The organism is Flintibacter sp. (assembly GCF_046973065.1).
Genome location: NZ_JBKVXZ010000004.1, coordinates 64061 through 85442, shown reverse-complemented (window position 1 = coordinate 85442; position 21382 = coordinate 64061). Strand labels below are relative to the sequence as shown.

23 protein-coding genes are annotated in these 21382 nt (G+C 47.2%); 19 read left to right on the top strand and 4 right to left on the bottom strand.

Going from position 1 to position 21382, the window contains the following annotated elements; genetic code table 11:
• Window positions 1-130 precede the first annotated feature (130 nt).
• Both ACLTXB_RS02970 and ACLTXB_RS02965 read right to left on the bottom strand, forming a co-directional pair.
• Window positions 131-805: an alpha/beta hydrolase gene (locus ACLTXB_RS02970; protein ID WP_412261017.1), complete on the bottom strand. Its 675-nt coding sequence runs from the start codon at window positions 803-805 to the stop codon at window positions 131-133.
• 101 nt (window positions 806-906) lie between these two features.
• Complete coding sequence (locus tag ACLTXB_RS02965; protein WP_412261015.1) at window positions 907-1848, bottom strand: phosphoadenosine phosphosulfate reductase family protein; 942 nt, start codon at window positions 1846-1848, stop codon at window positions 907-909.
• 261 nt (window positions 1849-2109) lie between these two features.
• Between ACLTXB_RS02965 and dndC the strand changes: the two genes are divergently transcribed.
• The 8 genes from dndC to ACLTXB_RS02925 are packed head-to-tail and all read left to right on the top strand — an operon-like array spanning window position 2110 to window position 11869.
• Complete coding sequence (gene dndC, locus ACLTXB_RS02960) at window positions 2110-3522, top strand: DNA phosphorothioation system sulfurtransferase DndC (RefSeq protein ID WP_412261014.1); 1413 nt, start codon at window positions 2110-2112, stop codon at window positions 3520-3522.
• Entirely contained in the window at window positions 3494-5689 is a 2196-nt protein-coding gene (locus tag ACLTXB_RS02955) for an AAA family ATPase (protein ID WP_412261012.1), read from the top strand. Before dndC ends, ACLTXB_RS02955 begins: the two co-directional genes overlap by 29 nt.
• The gene (locus ACLTXB_RS02950) at window positions 5686-6066 is read left to right on the top strand and encodes a DndE family protein (RefSeq protein ID WP_412261011.1); all 381 of its coding nucleotides are present in this window, start codon (window positions 5686-5688) and stop codon (window positions 6064-6066) included. The genes ACLTXB_RS02955 and ACLTXB_RS02950 overlap by 4 nt, the downstream gene beginning before the upstream one ends.
• Entirely contained in the window at window positions 6063-7247 is a 1185-nt protein-coding gene (locus ACLTXB_RS02945) for a cysteine desulfurase family protein (protein WP_412261009.1), read from the top strand. The genes ACLTXB_RS02950 and ACLTXB_RS02945 overlap by 4 nt, the downstream gene beginning before the upstream one ends.
• Window positions 7248-7274: 27 nt before the next feature.
• Window positions 7275-9323: a DEAD/DEAH box helicase family protein gene (locus ACLTXB_RS02940; RefSeq protein WP_412261008.1), complete on the top strand. Its 2049-nt coding sequence runs from the start codon at window positions 7275-7277 to the stop codon at window positions 9321-9323.
• Window positions 9313-9510: a hypothetical protein gene (locus ACLTXB_RS02935; RefSeq protein WP_412261006.1), complete on the top strand. Its 198-nt coding sequence runs from the start codon at window positions 9313-9315 to the stop codon at window positions 9508-9510. The genes ACLTXB_RS02940 and ACLTXB_RS02935 overlap by 11 nt, the downstream gene beginning before the upstream one ends.
• Window positions 9507-11477 carry an AAA family ATPase gene (locus tag ACLTXB_RS02930; RefSeq protein ID WP_412261004.1) on the top strand — a complete coding sequence of 657 codons (1971 nt, stop codon included), beginning with the start codon at window positions 9507-9509 and terminating at the stop codon, window positions 11475-11477. Before ACLTXB_RS02935 ends, ACLTXB_RS02930 begins: the two co-directional genes overlap by 4 nt.
• A 2-nt stretch (window positions 11478-11479) precedes the next feature.
• Window positions 11480-11869 (top strand): hypothetical protein, encoded by a 390-nt coding sequence (locus ACLTXB_RS02925; RefSeq protein ID WP_412261002.1) that lies wholly within the window; start codon window positions 11480-11482, stop codon window positions 11867-11869.
• Window positions 11870-11929: 60 nt separating this feature from the next.
• Here the strand turns inward: ACLTXB_RS02925 and ACLTXB_RS02920 are convergent, their stop codons facing one another.
• Window positions 11930-13726, bottom strand: a complete 1797-nt coding sequence (locus tag ACLTXB_RS02920) for a DUF262 domain-containing protein (protein WP_412261000.1) — start codon at window positions 13724-13726, stop codon at window positions 11930-11932.
• 297 nt (window positions 13727-14023) lie between these two features.
• Between ACLTXB_RS02920 and ACLTXB_RS02915 the strand changes: the two genes are divergently transcribed.
• The 3 genes from ACLTXB_RS02915 (at window position 14024) to ACLTXB_RS02905 (ending at window position 15386) form a co-directional block, all read left to right on the top strand.
• Window positions 14024-14407 (top strand): (deoxy)nucleoside triphosphate pyrophosphohydrolase, encoded by a 384-nt coding sequence (locus tag ACLTXB_RS02915; RefSeq protein ID WP_412260998.1) that lies wholly within the window; start codon window positions 14024-14026, stop codon window positions 14405-14407.
• 71 nt (window positions 14408-14478) lie between these two features.
• Entirely contained in the window at window positions 14479-15012 is a 534-nt protein-coding gene (locus tag ACLTXB_RS02910) for a GDSL-type esterase/lipase family protein (RefSeq protein ID WP_412260996.1), read from the top strand.
• Complete coding sequence (locus ACLTXB_RS02905; RefSeq protein ID WP_428226095.1) at window positions 15009-15386, top strand: rhodanese-like domain-containing protein; 378 nt, start codon at window positions 15009-15011, stop codon at window positions 15384-15386. The genes ACLTXB_RS02910 and ACLTXB_RS02905 overlap by 4 nt, the downstream gene beginning before the upstream one ends.
• A gap of 119 nt (window positions 15387-15505) precedes the next feature.
• Here ACLTXB_RS02905 and ACLTXB_RS02900 read toward each other — a convergent pair whose 3' ends face one another.
• Window positions 15506-16471: a DUF6076 domain-containing protein gene (locus tag ACLTXB_RS02900; RefSeq protein WP_428226094.1), complete on the bottom strand. Its 966-nt coding sequence runs from the start codon at window positions 16469-16471 to the stop codon at window positions 15506-15508.
• 284 nt (window positions 16472-16755) lie between these two features.
• On the opposite strand from ACLTXB_RS02900, the gene ACLTXB_RS02895 reads away from it, so the two are divergent.
• From ACLTXB_RS02895 to ACLTXB_RS02860, 8 genes are all read left to right on the top strand, one after another.
• Window positions 16756-16923 carry a hypothetical protein gene (locus ACLTXB_RS02895; protein WP_155857006.1) on the top strand — a complete coding sequence of 56 codons (168 nt, stop codon included), beginning with the start codon at window positions 16756-16758 and terminating at the stop codon, window positions 16921-16923.
• A 63-nt stretch (window positions 16924-16986) separates the two neighbouring features.
• On the top strand, window positions 16987-17196 hold the full coding sequence (locus tag ACLTXB_RS02890) for a helix-turn-helix domain-containing protein (protein ID WP_024723271.1): 210 nt from the start codon (window positions 16987-16989) through the stop codon (window positions 17194-17196).
• Entirely contained in the window at window positions 17193-17633 is a 441-nt protein-coding gene (locus tag ACLTXB_RS02885; RefSeq protein ID WP_024723270.1) for a helix-turn-helix domain-containing protein, read from the top strand. Before ACLTXB_RS02890 ends, ACLTXB_RS02885 begins: the two co-directional genes overlap by 4 nt.
• Window positions 17627-17998, top strand: coding sequence for a hypothetical protein (locus ACLTXB_RS02880; RefSeq protein ID WP_024723269.1), 372 nt, complete (start codon window positions 17627-17629; stop codon window positions 17996-17998). Before ACLTXB_RS02885 ends, ACLTXB_RS02880 begins: the two co-directional genes overlap by 7 nt.
• A gap of 344 nt (window positions 17999-18342) precedes the next feature.
• A complete protein-coding gene (locus tag ACLTXB_RS02875) occupies window positions 18343-18756 on the top strand; it encodes a hypothetical protein (RefSeq protein WP_087299030.1) in 414 nt (137 codons plus the stop codon).
• Window positions 18756-20561 carry a MobP3 family relaxase gene (gene mobP3, locus ACLTXB_RS02870; RefSeq protein WP_024723266.1) on the top strand — a complete coding sequence of 602 codons (1806 nt, stop codon included), beginning with the start codon at window positions 18756-18758 and terminating at the stop codon, window positions 20559-20561. Before ACLTXB_RS02875 ends, mobP3 begins: the two co-directional genes overlap by 1 nt.
• Window positions 20562-20648: 87 nt before the next feature.
• Window positions 20649-20903 carry a type II toxin-antitoxin system prevent-host-death family antitoxin gene (locus ACLTXB_RS02865; RefSeq protein WP_009260451.1) on the top strand — a complete coding sequence of 85 codons (255 nt, stop codon included), beginning with the start codon at window positions 20649-20651 and terminating at the stop codon, window positions 20901-20903.
• Window positions 20896-21231, top strand: a complete 336-nt coding sequence (locus ACLTXB_RS02860) for a type II toxin-antitoxin system RelE/ParE family toxin (RefSeq protein ID WP_024723265.1) — start codon at window positions 20896-20898, stop codon at window positions 21229-21231. Before ACLTXB_RS02865 ends, ACLTXB_RS02860 begins: the two co-directional genes overlap by 8 nt.
• Window positions 21232-21382 lie beyond the last annotated feature (151 nt).

Sequence of the window (21382 nt, the reverse complement as noted above, 5' to 3'; positions counted from 1 at the left end):
TTTTTTATGTTCAGGTTTGGGGTATTGTACCTCTGCAGAGGCTGAGAAGCAAGAGGTTTTTTCGAGTCAGGCATATCAATTTTTAACACGCCTATACAAAGAATACAGCCTGGTGGGAGGAGGGCCTAACTCACCTGCTCAGGAGCCAACAAAGGCCTGCAGCGGTGCGATCCACAGCATGATTGTAGTGGTTCCCAGGGTTCAACTGAAACACCGTGTCGATCCCTTTGTCCTGGAAGAAGGATTGGATATCTTCCGTGTTCTGGCGGACGCTTCGCAGGATCGGGTTCCGGGTCTTGCTCTCCTTATCTCCCAGCGAAAAGTACATGCAGTCCGGCCAATGCTTTGGTTCATGAGAGAAGATATACTTTTTCATACTTGGAAACCAGAGAGAGCCGGACATGCTGCCTACACGGGAAAACAGGTCCGTCTGGTAGATGGCATACAGCGCAAACAGCCCCGCCAGAGAATACCCAGCCACCCCTCGCCAACGAGGAGCTCCGTCAATCTCCTTCTCTGCCGTTGGGATGATCTCCTCGGTCAGGAGCCGCAGATAGTCGTCCGCACCACCGGTGCAGGGAGCAGCATTTTTGAAGGCAGGTGGACTGTCCCAGGGCACCATGTCGTGGTTCCAGTTCAGATCGCCGATGGTTACCAGTGTAAATGACGGGCAGCCAGCTGCCTGCGCGGCCTTAAATACCTTCTGTCCCTCGTTGGAGAAGGTATTGAGGTAGATAATAGGTGTGTTTACTTCAAAACTTGGGAAAATGGATATCGTTTTACCCTTTGTTGAGAATGTGCACATAAATTGAATCATCCGCTTTCTATTTTGACAGGGGGCTACACAATTGAAAGTCCATTTTAACGTACAGAAAAAATGCAATAATAAATATAACGGAAATAATTTCAATAGGGAATTCCACATTCCTTGAAAAGTGATGCCCAGCGGGATATCATATACTCATATTGCTTTGGGTGTGTCTGCGCCAGCCGTTCAAAGCGGTTAATTCCAAATTTTCGTCGTTCTGAGCACAATCCAAAGCCACAATACATACAGCCATTTCTTTGATAGCCTTGACTATATAGATCAGAAACAGGAAGATTGCAAAGTTTAATGTAGTCCCATATGTCTTGGTTTGTCCAAAAAGATAATGGTCGGCATTGGTTATCTTTCTTTTGAAAAAAGATATTAGAACCATAGGTAATCCAATCTCTTTTTCGAATTTGACTTTCTTCTGCCAACGTTCCAATGATACTACATTGCATCTGCATATGCTTTGCCACGCGCTTCAAAGGCGATTTTTTTAATTTTTCACAGCATAGGTCAGAAATATTGCAATTTAAATAAGGCAGAGCTTGTGGATACATACGTTCCAAGTAATCCAATGCATGTTGTTTGGTTACTGGTGTTTTAGCGTGTCGGTATGTCCGTATTCCGTTAGCAATTGCTTTGGAGAATAGTGGGTATCCGTAGGTTGCGACTATACGTTCAAATGTCCATATAGAACCATCTCTGCATATCGGATGCACGGAAACAATATTTTTACCTCGATGCCGTTCTGCACCAACAAAAGAAAGGGTTTCTGGATATTCGCATCCTGTATCCGAAAATAAATGTAGAATATTGGGCTTCAAGCTACACACAAGTGATGATAGCACGGTTGAATCTTTTCCGCCAGAAAAGGAAATGTATACTTGCTGATCGCCAAAAGTTTCTATACAGTTTAAAATCAAGTTTTTTGAAAGATTGATTTTATGCTCTAAAGGCAGTTTTTGCAAGTACTTTAGGCTCTCCTTTCTGGACTGAAATTCTCGAAGTATAGTTATTTCTTCATTTCTGCAAACCATGTCTTCCTCCTCATAGCTTCCTTTGAAAAGCATTTGTGTTGTGTTAACTCTATTCCAAAGGAATTGCAAGAGGTTTTTATAAATTTAATGGCGTAGAGAGAAGGTGTAGTTTTTCGGCCTGACAAGGTGGATTTTTTTTCGGCAAAATGATATACTAAATAATGGTGTAGTATTGGAAAGGATATTGCTTTCTCTACGATGAGAAATCTATTCGGTGTTTCCATACGACCCAAAGACTTCTAAAGGGAGCAACGGTCATACATGAAAGAATACAATGGGAAGCCTTTGGTCGAGGGCCTACTTGAAGAAATAGAGTATGTATATAAATCTGATAAACGCCCTTGGGTCATTGGATACAGTGGCGGAAAAGACTCTACGGTTGTTGTGCATTTGGTATACCAAATGCTAAAGAATTTACGCCCCGAGGAACGACACAAAACAGTCTATATTGTCTCCTCCGATACGCTTGTGGAAAACCCACTGATTAAAATCTACTTAGATAACATGCTTCAATTATTACGAGAAGCAGCCAAACGGGATCATTTACCACTCTCTGTGAATAAGGTAACTCCAGATCCGGACACTTCTTTCTGGACCAATGTAATTGGCAGAGGCTTTCCGACACCGCGTCTAAACGGTACATTCCGTTGGTGTACCGACCGTTTGAAGATTGCTCCCAGTGGACAGTTTGTAGAAAATATCATTAAGGAACAACATACTGAGATCGTATTTATTTTGGGCGTGCGCAAGGCCGAAAGCGCTGCCAGAAAGCGCCGCATCGAAGGCAGAGAATTGGCAGATCGTCTTTTAAATCGCCATGAGACGATCAAAGAAGCTTATGTATATCCCCCTATCGTTTCTTTATCTACCGACGATGTCTGGGACATTTTGATGTCCAATAATCGAAAGAATGCTTGGGGGGGAGATAATTCTCAGTTAATTGAATTGTATTCCGATGCAGACAGCGGCGAGTGCCCGTTTGCAGGATATTCTTCCAAAGACGATCAGCAACAGTCTTGTGGTCAGTCCAGATTTGGGTGCTGGATTTGTACGGTTGTGCAGGAAGATCGTTCCTTGAATGGTTTCATCCGCTCTGGACACCGCGAACTGATTCCATTGGCCGAATTCAGAAAATGGCTCATGAGTATTCGTGATGTACCTGAGTATCGTGAAAAAAAGCGCCGTGATGGAAGCGTATATCGCACTTCGCAAAATCAGCTTGGCTTTGGCCCGTTTACCTGGAAGGCTCGTCAAATGATCTTGCGTCGCCTTCTGCAAACGCAGAAACAGATGAACTATGAACTTATCACCATCGATGAGTTTCGCGCAATTGACCGCATTTGGGATGAAGAGCAGGATTTGAGTTGCCGTGTACTGGTAGACCTTTACTACGATGAGATGGGAGAACGCTTGCCTTGGGACGAATTAAAGCACCCTGTCTTTGATGAAGAAACGTGCAAAAAACTGGAAATATATGCAAATGAATTTTTGGTTCCTATGGACCTGATGAAGAGCATGATTTTTAGAACAAACAAAACCAAATTTTTCTCTAACACCCGCATTCTTCGCGACTCTCTCCGGAAAGCTGTTACACAGCAATGGCTTCAGGAGGCTGAATTGGTGAATGTGCAGGAAGGAACCCGGAATGAAGATCAACAGAGTGACACTCTATAATTTCAGCTCTTATGTGGGGGAAAATACGATTGCATTGGGTACCCACAATGAGCAAAATATTATTCTAATTGGTGGAAACAACGGTGCCGGCAAGACCTCTTTTTTTACCGCCATTAAATTGGCTTTGTACGGACCCCAGTGTTTCCGTTTTCAAGACAAAAATAACCGTTATACCGCACGGATCAAAGAGCTGATTAACCACGATGCATTTTTGTCTGATAATGTAAAGGCCTATGTCGAAGTGGAAATTGATCTTCCTACGGATCGTGTACACACGCTGTATACTATCCGCCGCGAATGGTCCTTTATCGAAAAGCGCCTTCAGGAAAGCTATACTGTATACAAAGATCATCAGCTTCTTGCCGACAAGAACCTGGACTTCTTTCAGAACTATCTGTTCTCAATCATCCCCCCCAACCTGTTTGATTTTTTCTTTTTCGACGGCGAAGAAATCGGTGATTTTTTTGCAACAGGAAACTACAGTAACTATATCAAAAATGCGGTTCTGACTTTAAGTGGTTACGATACTTTCAATATTATACAAAAATTCTGCGATTCCTATATTGGGGAAGAAGAAGGTAACGAAGATTACGATGAGGTTGCCAAACTGGTAGAACAAGAAGAGGTTAACCTCTCTGCTTATACGACCAGAAGCACGGACTTGGAATCGCAAAAGCAGCAGTTAGCTGCACAACTGCTCTCTGCTCAGGAGGAAAAAGAATCTCTTGACCATCAGTTTGAGCGTTCTGGCGGTTTGACCGCGCAAGAACAAGAACGTCTTGAAGCACAGCGCGCAACACAAGATCGTGTAAAGAGCGATAAAGCGAAGCGAATTCGAGAGTTTGTAGAATCTATGATGCCGCTTTATATTACAAAGGATCTTGCTGCCGTTGCCTATAAACAGCTTAAAGATGAACAAGCCGTTCGTCAGTATCACACCATCTGTGATTTGTTGGATGTCCAAACCGTTCAGGAAGTCTTGAAACAGCAGTCTATTTGTAATGTTGCGCAGGTTCCTACATTGGCACAGGCAATTTCCGACGGAATTGCGGAAAAAGTGTTGCCTGCCTTTTCGCTGGAATGTTTTACTTCCATCCACGACCTATCCCAGGAACAAGAAAGCCAGGTTGTCAGTGACATTGTCAGAACACAGCATTTTGCTGAAACAGAAGCGTCTCAATTGATCAAAGCCATCACAGATAAGAAAAAAGCTTCGCAAAAATACGAAGAGATCAGCAAAAAAATTCGAGAGGCATTACCTTCTGTGGACGCCGCTGCCTATTTTGAAAGAGTGAAATTCCTTACTGAACGCATTGCTGCTTACGAGGATAGTCTGGAAGTTCTGGACCAACAAATTGCGGAATTGGAGGTAAAAATCACCGATCAAAAGGCTCTGGTCGAACGCTTGCGCAAAGCATTGCTGGCCAAAGCGAAAGACCGTACTGCGCATGAGTTTACCAGCCGTATCAGTCAAGTTATGCAGCGCATGATTTCTGATGTAACCAAGGAGAAATTCCACCAGATTGAATCCCTGACACTCGAGATGTTTAATAAGATCATCCGCAAAGAAAACTTTGTGCAGCTTATTGAACTGGATGATAATTTCAATGTAAACCTCTATAAGAAGCAGACCTATATAACGCGCGATTTGCTCCTCTTAGCCAACAACATCGGGGTGGATGCCTTAGAAAAACGGCTGGGGAGTGCTGGGCTTAGAGAGGCCGCACATCTGTTGACAAATGACTCTATTGATGATTTACGTCGGTATTTTTCCGGGAAAGTTGTCACGGATCAAGTCTCTTTCCAGGACGATATAGAACTTCCACTATATAATCGTGTGGAACTCAACCAGTTATCCAAAGGCGAAAAGCAGGTTTTCATTCTCTCTCTGTATTGGGCAATCATCAAAACATCAAATCAGGTTGTTCCATTCATTATCGATACGCCTTTCGCGCGTATCGACACAGAACACCGCGAACAGATTTCGGCCGTATTCTTCCCAAACATTAGCGGTCAGGTTATCATTCTCTCCACCGACGAAGAGGTGGTGGGCTCATATCGTGAAATCATCCAGTCGCACATTGCTCATGAGTATCTCCTTGAGTACAATGTGGAACAGGGATGCACCTCCGTAAAACCAGGTTATTTTAAGGAGACAAAGGTATGATTTTCAAACTAAAAACTTCCCAAAAAACGCAGCAAATTTTTGCAGAGATTGGGAAAAGTACCTCCTTAAAGCCGTACACGCTGGTCAAGCATGCGATTGCCTGGTCTTTAAAAGAGCAAGGCAAAGTCACATCGTTCAGTAGTGACAACGAGGGACTTGAGCTAAATCGTCAAACGATTACCGGGGAATATGACGATTACTTCAAAGTTCTAATTGAGCAGGCAGAAGGCCGTCATTTAAGCAACGAGGAATACTTTCCCAAATATATCAAAGCACATATAGATCGTGGGGCGATAATTCTGGAATCCCGCTATAAGCACGCCGGCGACCTGGATAAATATGTGCTGGAAACCTTTGGGGTTGGAGATACCGTATGATTTATTTAGACAATAGTGCCACATCTCCTATCGCTCAGGAAGTGTTTGAGGCAATGCGCCCTTACCTACAAGAAGAGTATGGGAATCCCTCCAGCAAGTATTATCTGCTTGCCGCCCATGCTGCTGATGCTGTGGAAAACAGCCGGGAGTGGGTTGCTAAGTTAATTCATGCCAAACCGGAAGAAATTATTTTCACCTGTGGTTCCACAGAGAGTAGCAATATGATTATCAAAGGTGTGGCAGACTACAAAAAATACTACGAAAAAAAAGGCAACCATATTATTACATCCAAAGTGGAGCACCATGCCACATTAAACACCTGCCGCTTTTTGAACGGTGACATTTATTCTAACCAGGATGCAACTTTTTCGCTGTTTGGCAAAGTCCCCAAAGTAGATCGCGGTTATGAGGTCACCTTCTTGGATGTAAACAAGTATGGCCAGGTGACACCAGAGTCCTTTGAAAAGGCTATACGTCCCACAACCACCTTAGCATCCTTTATATGGGCGAACAACGAAATTGGTTCCCTAAACGATATGGACGCTTTGGTTACCGTTGCACACAAGCATCACGTGTTGCTTCATGCCGATGCCACGCAAATAGCTGGAAAACTGCCCATCAATGTTGACCAAACAAAGGTGGATTTTCTTTCTCTATCCGCTCACAAGTTCCACGGGCCAAAGGGCGTGGGGGCCGCTTATATTCGGGGAGATGATTATGGCCTTCCTCCAATGAGTGCTTTTATGCACGGCGGTGAGCAGGAGCACGGTCTGCGTGCCGGCACATTGGCGGTTCACAACATTGTTGGCTTTGGAAAAGCTGCCGAGTTGGCCATTGCAAACGAACAGCGACAAATTGCCTGCATTCAGAAACTGGAACAGACAGCCAAAAAGATTATTGCATCCAACGAACACCTGGAACTTTTGGGAGACTCGGAACATCATCTTCCAGGTGTTATAAGCTTGATTGTAAACCTGGACGATTTTGACAACGAGCGTTTTGTGAAGCGCATTAGTGCAAAATTTGCAGTTTCTACTGGGTCTGCCTGTACTGCGGGTATGCCTTCCCATGTTTTACAGGCCATTGGTAAGGGAGATGCTGTGTCCAGGGTTTTGCGCATTTCGTTGTCTGCGGAAAACACCATTGATCAAGTGGAAGCTTTCCTGAAAGAGCTATCCTGATATAATTTTCCGAAAGGGGATGATGGCATGAGTTTACGTACAGTGTCATTCCAAGACACTTACTGGAGCGGGGAAAATGATTTGATCAAAGAATTCTATGTTCCCTGCATGGAAGAAAGCATTGAATATTGCCGCGCCGTCGGCTATTTTCATTCTTCCATCTTTTGCTACATCACCAATGGTTTGTATCCCTTTATTCAACACGGCGGGCGGATGCGCATTGTCTGCAGTGTGAATGTAAGCCCGGAAGATGAACACCAAATTGCCCTCGGTTATGATATCCGCCAACTGTTAGAGGACAAAATTGCTCCAGCTACCCAGGAACTTATTGATCTAAATATTGCCAACATTAAGAATCTCTGTTGGCTTATCAAAAACAATCGGTTGGACATTAAAGTATGCCTTCGTAAGGATCCAAATACTCCAGGCGCATATCGATTATTTCACGAAAAATTTGGTATTTTTAAGGACGCAGATGAAAATGCAGTTTCCTTCTTAGGCTCTGTAAACGAAACACTTGGAGGATGGATCAATAATGAGGAATCTTTCGAGGTCTCTCAAAATTGGATTCCGGTATTACAATCTCGGGTAGAACAGAAAATCCAACGCTTTGAAAAGTTATGGGATGGAACCGCCGGAAATATTGTAACATTTGACTTTCCTAAAGCATCTCGTCTGAAGTTGATTCAAAATGCTCCGGAGCATCCCGTCGATTACATTTATCGCATATCTGCCGGAATCCACCCCAACTTCAAACCGCGTTCCTGCCAGGAGGATGCTAAAAACGCTTTTTTACAAAAGAACTTTTCCTGCCTTTTTATGATGGCAACTGGTTCTGGTAAAACCAAAGCGGCTATGTATGCAATTAGCCAAATTGATACCTGGAAACTCCTCCTAATCTGCGTTCCCAGCCTGGAACTGGTAGAACAATGGGAAGCAGATGTTCACTTGTTTTATCCTGACACACCTATTATTAAGTGCGGGTCTCCTTATCGTGGACACAAGGAACTACTGAAATCCCTAACGCAAGCACGTTTTCCGGAACAAGTAGTGGTCATTTCAACCTATGACTCTGCGCAGGGTGATTACTACATGGCAAAGTGGAAATTGGCCAAAACGGAACAATTTGCTATGATCTGCGATGAAGTCCACAATATGGGTGCTCCAAAATCTCAGTGCCTTATGGAATTGAATCCGGCATACCGCATTGGACTTAGTGCTACTCCACGCCGGAACTTTGATGAGATCGGATCCGAAAAGATTTTAGATTTCTATCATCAAAACACTTTTGAATTCTCAATCAAGGATGCACAACGTGAGCACTACTTGGTAGAATACCAATACAGGATTCTCCCCTGTGCGATGCCGGAAGATGACTGGGAATTGTATAAAACATTTTCAAGGGAAATCGTACAGCTCCAGCACACACTGGAACAGGAGGACAACGAAAAGGAGCAACTCCGATTGCGCCAGCGCATAGAAGGCCGTTACCGCGATCGTGCCAAACTACTCAAGAAAAACGATCAAAAGGCGCAAACTCTGCAGACAATCTTTGATGAAATCCCTCCTACTGCACGTGTTCTTATTTACGGGGATGACTTGCACCATTTGGCTGAAATTGGACAAGCGTTAGACCACATGGGCAAATACTATTTCAAATATACTGGTGAGTTGGACGCACAAAAAGAACGTCCAACGATCCTGAAGGAATTTCGGCAGGGAATCCGTAAAATTTTACTGGCCGTCGGATGTTTAGATGAAGGTATCGATATCCCTGCTTGTGATGTTGCTGTGTTCATCAGTTCTTCGACCTCCGAACGTCAGTTTATTCAACGCAGAGGCCGTGTTCTTCGTGTCGCCCCTGGAAAAACATCTGCCTGGATTTACGACTATCTGGTCTATCCTATCCTTTCTGCCCGAACCAATGATGATGAGCGCCGTCTGGCATTGTCCATGATTGACGCACAATATCGGCGAATCAACTTAATGGTAGAAGATGCCATCAATGGAATTCAAGAACGTCAAAAACTTGATCAGTTTTTATCTCAGCGGAGGCTAAATCCGTATGATTTTTAAGGAGGTCGGCCAAACGATGGATCTATTACTTGTTAAAGTTGCTGAAGAACATCATATTGATGCCGGTGTTGTAGAGAAAATTCTCCAGGTGGAGAAAGACCATGTGTATCAAAAAAGCCGTCATACTCGTGGGCCTATCAGACAGATTATTGCTGAGATGAGTGAACAGGAGGATTCGGATCAATGATTTTCAATTCACTCCGTATAAATAACTACCGCGCCTATTACGGGGAGAGTATCTTTGATTTTCCTACGGAGGGCGAACGGAACATCAGCATCCTTTATGCTGATAATGATGTGGGAAAATCTTGCTTTTTTTCAGCAGTTCTATTCTGTCTGTATGGGCCTAAAGACAGCGATAATCTCAAAGATCTCATCAATGTAAACGCACAATCAGAGAAATCCTATCATGCTGAGGTTTCTTTGTTTGTTGAGAACGGAAAGGATAAGATTGAGATCTCTCGTTCCATTGACTTGCGTGGGAAACTGGACGCCACCCCAAGCAGTAAAGACTTCAAATGCATGCTGGAGTTGATCAAAAATGGTGTTCCGCTAAGCAGCGACGAAGATGAGAAAGCTGATTTTATCAATTCCCTTGTGCATGAAGATGCCTCACAGTATTTCTTCTTTGACGGCGAAAAAATCAACGACTACAGTACAGCCAGTGGAAGTCAATATAAAGATGCCATTGCTCGTGTGCTTGGCATTAAAGAAATTGACAACGCCGTAGAAGATCTTCGCTTACTAAAAAAGGATTTTGAGAAAAACCGGGATGCTTGGATTCAGACCCAAAACAAGTATCAGGATATTTTGCAGCAAAAGGAAGAAGCGGACCAGAAAGTTGCCGAGCAGGAAGCTCTGTTGGATCAGTATGAGCGAGAAATAAATGCTGCCAATGAGCAGATACAAAAGGATGAAGATAAGCTGAAGGATTTCAAAGAAATTTCCGAAAAGGTCACCCAAAAGCAGAGATTGTCTGAAGAAATCAAGGAACTTACGGAAGACTTGAAACGTGTCAAAAATGAACAATCGGAATGTTTTCAAAAGAACGCTACACTTATGTTGGCAGCTTCCATTTTTGCCAAAATGCAGCAGGATACATATGCTGAATCGGCTGAATATCACATCACTGAGCCGGTGAAAGAGTACCTTGTTCGGCTTATGGAGCAGCCTGTCTGCGTATGCGGCGAAGAAATGACGGATTCCCACAAAGAAAAGATTCAGGCATTCATTCGCGATCATCTGATTACAGACGATGACATTCTCATTGAAAAAGAGCGTCGTGCCCTGTTTAATTCCTGCGCGCAATACCAACCACACGGATTTCAGACACGTGCTGCTTACTTTTCTCTGAGCGAGGAGATTTGGAAAAAAGATAAGGAACGTTCTGCCAAAAGGGAAGAATTTGAGCACCTGCGAAAAGATATTGGTTCTTTTAATGAAGAAGCAGGTGAACGCATTATCCAGAACATCGCCAACACAGAGGCCAAGAAGCAGGAGGCAGAAACCCGCCGCACACGGACGCAGGTTTTATTAGAGCAAGACCAAGAAAAGCTTGCCCGGTTGGAGGAAAAACTTGCGGAACTCAGCCAGCTCGACAAAGAAGGGGCTTTATGCCAGAAGAAATTAGAAAATACCATTGCGTTGGAAAAGGTCTTCAGCGAGTATCGCAATCGTCTTCTGGAGGAAAAACGTGCTTCTGTGGAAAAGTATGCTACTGAAGTTTTTCTGCAAATTACTAACGCTCCCCAAAAGTACAAAGGCATTAAGATTTCGAAAGACTACAGCCTGTTGCTCGAACTTACAAATGGAGAAACCTATCAAATTGAGCCTGGCCGCACGCTGAACCCTTCAACCGGTCAGTCTAAGGTGATTAGCCTTTCTTACATTGCTGGCCTAAATCGCTCTTCCAACTTTGCCGCACCGGTTATTATTGATAACCCCCTTGGTCTGTTTTCGGATGAACATCGTGCTGCAATTACTCGTTTCTTGCCACATATGGGCAAGCAGGTGATCTTTATGGTCTCTACCGGTGATCTGACCGAGAAGTATCAAAATGAGCTAAAACCTTATGTCAAGACTGTGTACAAGCTGGAAAATCATAGTGATCAAACCTGGCCCAAGACGGTAATTGCAAGCAAGGAGGTATATTGAAAATGGCTGAACAAGAATTCTTTTCAATAAATCCTTCTACCCATATTCGAACCACATCTGAAAATCGGCGTTTCTATGATCTCCTGGTAGATGAAAAAAACATTTTCTCAACCAAATATCAGCTATACACATTTGCAATTATGGTTGCACTAAGAGCTGGTGCTGCTCCTGATTCTGCGACGAAAAATCTGGACATTTGCTTGGTTGGAAATGTGGACAAAGATAATTTTGCAGTAGCTAAGGGATTGGTTGCTCACCTTTGTCCTGAAATCAATAATGGAAGTGACCTTTTAAAACGCATGAATGAGTACGCCGACTCCGGTATTGCAATTTTGCGTACTGACTATGAAAATAGCGATGAGGATTTTGATCCAAGCGCATATCTGGAATGATTACATCAACAAGCATTCAAAAGAAACCGCCGCAAAGGCTTCCTTTGCGGCGGTTTCTTTTTATTTGACAACAAAAATTTTGCATCCAAAAGTGATTAAATAGTTTTCCCAATCATCTGCGTCGGGAAGTTGCCATGTATCATGCTTGGCCAAATTTTGATTAATTTTATAACAGGACTTCTCATATGTTTCTTTTTTCTCTGCAAATGGTTTGTTGCCAACTCTACTACCATTATCCTCTCTTGAAAGGATTGTAAGGTTTTTTAATTTGTTTATGCTGTCTTGTGGAAGAGTATTCCCGCCTTGTGCATGTTGAGAATCGATATGTTCAATCGTTACATTATCATAGTTAATTATGTGCTCTTTATTTGCATATGGCTTCCCGTTTTCTCCTTCTTCATGCCATCTGTTATAATCGCATAAAGTGCTAAAGAAATACCTTAAAGATTTATTTCCGCCAGACGGTTGATATGTGAGATCTTTAAGTCCTACTTTAAACCTTTCATCGTTTGCCTTTTCTTCAAGCATTTTTTTTAGTGTACTCGATAAACCTGACAGTGAATAATTTTGAGGATCATGCCGAATCTTTTTTGCTTCCTTGTTATACAGTTCACTTAACACTTGGTGGGGGTTATTGCAAATCGTTTTATATCTAAACATAAACTTTTCAAGCATGTGAACTAAGTCGGCGTATTTTTTCTGTTTTAATTTTGTGGCAGCCAATAAAAGAGGTAATGTGATATCATATGACAGAAATGTTACCAAAACTTGAAGGCGATTTCTATCCCATCCTGTAACTGACTGTTCTTCGGGATATGGCCATTCTCCCGCAGTAATTTTTCTGTAAATCCGAATTTCAGCAAGAAGGTCTTGTACTTTAGTCAATAACCCGTTGGCTTCATCTTTTGACTGCGGTAGCACACCATCAAACGGTCCCGGAAAAAATGCCGCTAAAAAGTCATCATACAGCGATGCTCTCCCGGCACGCTTTCCACAGCAAGAAGCATAATAAGTTCGCAAAAAACTTTCAACCTTTGAGGGCTCCTCTTCTAATATCTCATCCCAACATTTTTGCACCTGTTCTTGTTCTTCAGGGAAATGTTCGAGAACTTCCAAAGTTTTTGACTTTAACAAATCCCCTTCATTTAAACCTGCGCCACGATCATTTAAAACTTGAAAGAGTTTATATGCCGAATCTCTGGAATCGCAGTCCATAAATATTACAGTACAGTTAGATTGTAGTGCATGTTCAATTTTAGCAAGCATATCGATTTTTTCTGTATCGACTGCACATTGATCAAGCTTTTCTTTTACAAAATTCCCCAAAAGCTGATTCGCTTTCTTAATTTTATCGTGAGAATCTCTGGTTGGTGTTACAACTCTATTGTTGAGAATTCCTTCAAAAAAATCTTTATCCGCCAGTGATAACACAAGTTTGTGTACAGTTAAGGGTTTACGATTGATTTCGTCGTTATAATTAATATATTTTTCCTCAAGCTTTGCTATACGAGATTTTATAATCTCCACATCATCTTTTGATAATGTTCCACTGGATAACAATTCTTCGTACTTTCTAATGATGCTAATTATAAGAAGGATTGAGGTGGTAAGACGCTGCTGACCATCAATTAATTCTTTTTGTTGGCGGGTAGATCCATCAACCTTTTTGGAGACACAAACAATTCCTCCAAAGAAATGATCTTTTTCAGAATCAGCTAAAATTCCATCCAAATCCTTTATAAAATCGCTAACCTGTTCGGACTCCCAAGCATAATACCGCTGGTATTTTGGAACCTCAAAAAGGAAATTTTGCTCAAACATCCGACCTATTGTGATATATATGGGCGAAATTACCATAATTTCCTCCTGAATCTCAACGCTTTTCTTGCTTTTATACTATTTTTTGATTATACCACCCGTCGTTCAAGAATGCAATTTTTTGATTATAAATATTTGTTTCCCGATTAATTCATTAGTTACTCTCAAATTACAATAAATTTTCGGGTAGATTTAGTGATAACTAAATCTACCCGAAAAAGTAAATAGGAAAAAATGCTTGTCCAGCATTATGAATATAGATATACTGAATATGTAAGTGCTGAAAATCCGCAGGGTTATATGGGTGCCTGCTTGATGACGGAATAGGTGAAGCGAATGGTTGAAGTAGTTGCAGCTCTGATCTGGGATCAGAACAAATTCATGATTTGCCAGCGCCCGGCTAATAAAGCTCGAGGGCTGCTATGGGAGTTTGTGGGCGGCAAGGTGGAGCCAGGTGAAACAAAAGAGCAAGCGCTCATCCGCGAATGCCAAGAGGAACTTGCTATCAAACTGGATGTGGGAAATGTATTCATGGATGTGGTCCACGAGTATCCAGATCTGACTGTCCATCTGACCTTGTTTAATGCGTCTATTCGCGAAGGGACTCCCCAAAAGCTGGAGCATAATGATATCCGCTGGATCAAAGTAGATGAAATCGACGGATATGATTTCTGCCCAGCAGATGAAGTAATTCTGAGAAAACTAAAAACCATCAAGTGACCTTGGATGCTGAATAAAACACATCCAAACTATCTAAAACATATCATCTGCAGGGAAAGGAAAAATGGACGATGAACGTCATCTGCCTTGGCGACTCCAACACCTACGGCTACGACCCACGGGGCTATTTCGGTGGACGCTACGACGCGGACTGCCGGTGGGTGGACATCCTGGCTACAGAGACCGGCTGGACGTTCTATAACATGGGCCAGAATGGCCGGGAGATTCCGTCTGCAGATCCCGACTTCCCTGCTGACACAGATCTGCTGATCGTCATGCTGGGGACCAACGACCTGCTCCAGGGCTGCAGCCCGGAGCAGGCGGCTGAGAGATTGGGGCGATTTCTCGCCGCTGTCCCGTTAGACCGAAGCAAGGTCCTGCTAATCGCTCCGCCGCCGATGGCTCTGGGCGAGTGGGTGCCCAGTCCGCAGCTCATTGATGACTCCCGCACTTTTGCCCGGCTCTGTCAAACCCTGGCGGAGCGAATGGGCATCCGCTTTGCCGACGCTGGGAAATGGGATATCCCACTGTCCTATGACGGCGTACACTTCACGGAGCAGGGCCACAAGGCCTTTGCTGCCGGACTTCTGGAGGAACTGAAATGAAGCGAATCTTACCTTTGCTGCTTTCGCTACTGCTGTTGGCCGGATGCGGTGGGAATGCCGCCGCCGGCTACCAGCAGATCACCCAGGAGGAGGCCAAAGAGATGATGGACACCCAGGAAGTCATCATCCTGGATGTGCGGGAGCAGGACGAGTACGACAGCGGCCACATCCCCGGCGCGGTCTTGCTGCCGGTGGGGAGCATCGACGAGGATACCGCCGCTGAGGTGATCCCCGAAAAGGATTCCACTGTTCTGGTCTACTGCCGCAGCGGGAACCGCAGCAAGACGGCATCCTCTGCCTTGGCGGAATTGGGCTACACCAACATCTACGAATTCGGCGGTATCAACACCTGGCCCTATGAGACGGAGTCATAGCCCCGGAAATAGGGAGCCTAAACACATGTACCCCCTGCAAAAACTGCATCGCCGATACAAAGAATACACGGGACGCGCCTTTGGGCGCGTCCCGTTGCTCATTTTCTGCCGATTTGTCCTCACGGCTTCCCCAGCCAGTCCTTGAACTCGTCCAGGGTGATGACCTCCCGGTCGCATTTCTTTTTCATCTCTCTGGCCTGTTCGCTCCAGGCATAGAACTGCTCGTCGGTAATACGGCCGGCCTTGATCCAGGCGAAGCGCTTCTTGTACTCCTTCCGGTAGGCCTTGAACACCGGATCATCGGACTGCTTTTTGGTCCACTGCTGAAAGGCCCCGGCCTCCCGGCAGGTCTGCTGGCCGGAGGCCACTGGGCGCTCACAGTACTCCGCACTGACTCGGCCGGTCTGTGGGAACCAGCGGCCGCAGTTCTTGCACCGCCGGACGGTGATCCCGCGCTCCACACAGCTGCGCAGGGAGTAGTCGATCATGTCCGAAATATGGAGGGGATACAGGACCGACGAGCATCGGCCCAGCTCCACCGGCTCAAAGCTGAGGGGAATGGGGTGGAACACAAACAACTCCGGGTCCTTGGGAGCGTCGTAGAGATAGTGTGCCGCCGCCTGCTTCTGCGGGTCACGCCCCGCCTGATCCACATCCAGTACCAGGTCAAAGAACCGTTGCACCTGCCGCTGATACAGCGGGAGCTGCTCTGGAAGGCTCCGCAGTTCCTCCAGCATCTGCCGGTCCTCCTGTTCGCTGACCGGGATATCCGCACCTATCCGGGAGAAGCGGTCATACCAGCGCACATACAGAAGTTCCAGATAGATGTGCCAGCTCTTCAGTTGGCCCAGCTCCACCATGGTGGCTGTGCCAGCCTCCCGGCCTCCATCTTGAAACAGACGCTCCCAGCTCTCTGCGATCCTACGGAGCGATGGAGTCAATTCGTCGCAGTCCATTTCCAGAAAAGACAGCAGGCTCTCCAGGAACGGGAGTTCCTTGTAGGTCGAGGGAACGCCCTGGACCCCGTAGCTATCAAATTGGAAAACCTCTTTTTTCTCAGAGAAGTACATCTTGGCATACCACATGTCGGCGCCCTCCAAAATAGACAATCGTAAAAAATTTATAAAATAGTCTTGACAAGGGGGTAGGTTCACATGCTACAATACTCTCACAGGGGACTGTCAAAATAATCTTACAATAGTCTAACACCCGCAAATCCGGTTGTCAACGGGGAATTGGTCCCCAACATTCGGAACGGCACCTTGAAAAATGAATACCCATCACCAGAGACGATACTCCACGGGGAAGTAACGCCAGGACGTTGTCGCAGAGCACCGACAATTGAGCGTGCCAAGGGGAAGAAAACGCTGTGTTGGTCAAACAAGGCCGCAGGGCAGGAACAGGTATGGTGTATGGCCAAACCCAGAAAGACAGAAAAGAAAAAGACAGACCCTGTAAAAAAACCGCTGAACTGCTGCAACAGTTCAGCGGCCTGCCGCGTTTCGGAAAACACAGCCTGATCTGTGTCCCAGTTTAACAGAGAGACCTCCGAAACGCAAGAAATTTTTTCTCTGAATTTGAACACCGGAGGTACTAAACATTGAAACTGTCTGTCTACAAATCCTACGACGACCTGCCTCTGTTCCTCAACGCCAAGATGGTGGCGCAGGTACTGGGCGTGTCCATCTCCACCGCCTACGAGCTGCTCAACGATCCCGGTTTCCCCACGCTGCGGGTGGGGAGCCGTATGGTAGTTCCGAAAGAGAAGTTCATCCAGTGGGCGGAGGGACAGTCGGGAGGTACGAAATGAGAAAACAGCACTGGCCCAAGCGGGACCCTATCAAGAACTACTTCCCCCTCCCCAACGAGATCTTCTCCCTGGGACTGTCTGCTGGGGCGATTGCAGTCTACGGATTTCTCCTCCACCGTGAGGACCGGAAGACCTATCAGTGCGTGGCCAGCTACCGGATCATCGGAGAGGCTGTGGGGATGAGCGTCAACACGGTGCGCAAGTATGTGACCGAGCTGGAGGAACGGGGTCTGATCCGGACGGAGCGCACCACCGTCACCACCCGGGACGGCCGCACCCTCAACGGCTGTCTGCGTTACTACATCCTGCCCATCCAGATGTCCATTGAACAGTTCTATGAGCGGCAGCTCCACGTAGCTGACCTGGCGCTGGAACGACAGAGAGCGGAACAACGCATGGCAGCGCTGAAGAGAAAGGAGTGTGCATCCGGATGCTGATGCAGATGATCGACTGCCTGATCGAGCAGGACCCGTCTCTGTCAGCACGGCGCACCATAGACATGCGGCGGTACATTGTCAACCGGTGGAACCGTACGCACGAGGAACCTATCGACGAAGACGGGGTGGCCCTGTTCCTCTGCGATGAGAACCGTGGAACCCTGACAGATGAACAAAGAATCTTTGCGAAGGAGTGCCGTGAGGAAATCAAGGCCTGCTATCGAAATGCGGTGTTCCAGATGTTTCAGTGCGGGGAGATGATGCACCGGCATCTGGTGTCCGGGCCAGAGGAATACTGCCGGATTTTTCTGCCGCAGTACGCCGTCCCCTGCAGCAAGCAGCTCTCCCCGTGTAACGGCCTGTGAGGGGCTGTGCGCCTCGATTTCGGGAGGGGCAGAGACTCTGCCCCTCCCGGCGGTTTCGGGGCGGATTTGGCCCGTTGTTCCACCGCTGTGGAGGAGGCCTATCCGGGGAATTTGCCGCCCCGTAACTGATTTACGGAAGACGAAAGGAAAAGCAGGAGAAAGCCCTGGCGCTTTTATGGCGCCTGGGCGGTCACTTCCGCCCGCAGTGCGGGCGGTTTCAGGGGTTGGAGTTGGCGCTGTTCCGACCAACCTGATTTGAGATTGGCGCTGTTTTTTCTCAAAAGCCGCCTGAATCCACGCTGTGACAGGCTTTCGGGCGGCGCTGATGCAATAAGGAGAGGATTTTGAATTTGAAAAAGGAAAATAAGAAACATTCCGTCTGGCTCAGTGAATCCGCCTGGACCGAGGTGGAATCGCGCTACCGGCGAGATAACTGCTCCACCAGAAACGAATTTATTGAGAAGGCCATTCGGTTCTATTCCGGTTACCTTGACGCGGAGTCTGCCGATGCTTACCTGCCCCGGGTCCTCGCCGATGTGCTGGAAGGCAAGCTGAATGCATTCGGTAAACGGATGGGACACCTGCTGTTCAAGCTGTCGGTGGATCAAAACCTCATGGGGAATATCCTGGCCGCCGACATAGAGATTGACCCGGATCAGCTGCGAAAGGCCCGCGTCCGCTGTGTCAAAGAGGTAAAGGAGACCAACGGTGAGATCAGTTTCGAAGACACGGTCCGTTACCAAAAGGGGGCTGAGTGATGCCGGGACTAATCCAGAAGTCGGGCTACATCAAGCCGGGAAACGGCGGCAGTCACTACGCCGAGTACATCGCCACCCGGGAGGGTGTGGAGCTGATCGAGGCTCCGCCCCCCTCCCATGACGGCGGCGGATACCTGGAATATATGGCCCAGCGTCCCCGCTCCCACGGACTGTTCTCCGCCGACGGTCCCGCCGATCTGGAGAAAACCATGGAGGAGATCAACGGACATACCGGACCGGTGTGGACCTTTGTCTACTCTCTGAAACGGGAGGATGCCCACCGGCTGGGCTATGAAAACGGTGAGAGCTGGCGCAGGTTATTGCTGGCTCATCAAGCAGAATTGGCGACAGCGATGAAAATTCCGCCAAGCAATTTTCGTTGGTGTGCCGCCTTCCACGATGAGAAACACCATCCCCACATCCACATGATGGTCTGGTCGGCGGACCCAAAGCAAGGATTTCTAACAGAAAAGGGTATCGAGAAGATGCGCTCCCAGCTGTCCAATGAGATCTTCCGGGACGAGCTGCTGTCCCTGTATCAGCAAAAAGATCTGTCCTACAGCCAAGTGCGGGACGCGGCGACGGAGGCCATGGGGCGGCTCATCCGGGAGATGGAGACGGGCCTGTGCCACAGTTCGATTATCATGGAGCAGATGGAGACGCTGGCCGGGATGCTGGAGTGCCACAAAGGGAAAAAGGTCTACGGCTACCTGAAAAAGCCGGTGAAGGCCCAGGTGGACGCCATCGTGGATGAGTTGGCCAAGATCCCGGAGGTGGCCCAGTGCTATGAGCAGTGGAATCAGCTTCGAGATGAGCTGGAGCGTTACTACAAGGATTCACCCAGAGAATACCTGCCGCTCTCACAGCAAGAAGAATTCAAAGCCATCAAGAATATGGTCATCCGGGAGGCGGAGCGGCTCCGGCTTGGCACATTTACCTTCGAGGATGCCAGCATGAAAGATGAAGTGGACGAGGATCAGGATGCGGTGTGCTTCGCCTGGAACTCCAGCTGGCGGATGGCCGAGGTCTACCAGAGCGCCAAGGAGGTGCTGGAGGAGTACGAAAATCCAGAGGAGGAAAAAGCGGAGCAGGTACAGGTGCTGGAACAACTCTGGCAGAGAGGTTTCCCCCTGGCCGCCTACCAGCTGGGCAAGTGCTGGCGGGATGGTCGGGGCGTTCTCCCCGATGACGAGCAGGCGGAACTGTGGTTTCAGCGGGCGGCGGACGCGGGATATGACTTCGCCCAATACGCACTGGGAAAGTTCCTGCAAGGCCAAAATCGAACGAATGAGGCGGTATCCTGGTATGGAAAAGCGGCGGCGCAGGAGAACACCTGCGCCGCCTACCGCCTGGGAAAGCTGTATCTGGAGGGGAAAGATGTTCCGAAAGACGTGCAAAAGGCGGTGGCCTATCTCACCGACTCCGCCGAACATGGAAACCAGTACGCCCAGTACGCTCTTGGAAAACTGTACCTCACTGGGCAGGGCGTCAAACAGGATCGGGAGCGGGCCTGGGCGTATTTCTATGAATCGGCGGAACAGGGAAATGAGTACGCCGACTTCTTTCTGGAGCACTTCGATCAGGTGCGCAGGCCCAATGTGTTCCTGGCGGCCACCCGACTGCTCCACCATCTGAGTCAGATCTTTCGTGACAACTCGGTGCCGCCCGCCGCCCCGGTGGGACAGCGGGTGGACCGAAAGCTGCGGCGGAAGATCCAGGAAAAGAAGATCGCCATGGGCCACAAGCCGGATGACCATGAGGAAACTCCCCGGCAGGACATGGGCGGCATGACCATGGGGTGGTAGCAATCGCCAACGAAACCGCAGTAAAAAATGCTGTTGAATTTTACAGCAGATCGAGGTATACTAAGGGCAAGAAAGGGGCTGAATACCATGCCGAACATCAAACCCATCTCTGATCTGCGTAATTACACGGAGGTTCTGCATGACGTGGCAGTTGGCGCTCCGGTTTTTCTGACGAAGAATGGCCGGGGCCGCTACGCCATCGTGGACATGCAGGACTATGAGCGGACACAGGCCACCCTCCGGCTGATGAACGAGCTGGCCAAGGGCCGCAAGTCCGGGGAGGAAAAGGGCTGGTTGACGCTGGAGGCCGTAGAAAAACATCTCGGAATCGCAGATGAATAACCTGCATTTATCCGACGAGGCGCAGGCTGATTTGGACGGGATCAAGTCCTATATCGCAAAGAATTTGGAAAATCCCAGCGCAGCGATCTCCACGGTACGGAACATCACAAAGGACATCCGCAGATTGCGGGAGCACAGTCTGATTGGCGCGTCCCTGTCCTCGATTGCCGATGTCGAGAGTGACTATCGTTTCCTGGTGACCGGCAGTTACCTCACTTTTTACCGAGTTCTTGACAACGATGTCTATGTGGATCGTGTGCTCTACGGCCGCCGGGATTATCTTCGCATCCTCTTTGGAGATGTGCAGGACGACGAAACAAACGAATAGAGACAATCTTCTCCATAGGGAGAAACGATTTGTCACCGGAACCGTCTGCAGAGATGCAGGCGGTTTTTTCTATGGCAGGCATATCAAAATCTGGACCGCAATACAAAGATAAAATCCTGCCCGCAGATGATAACTTTCTGAAAATAGTTGC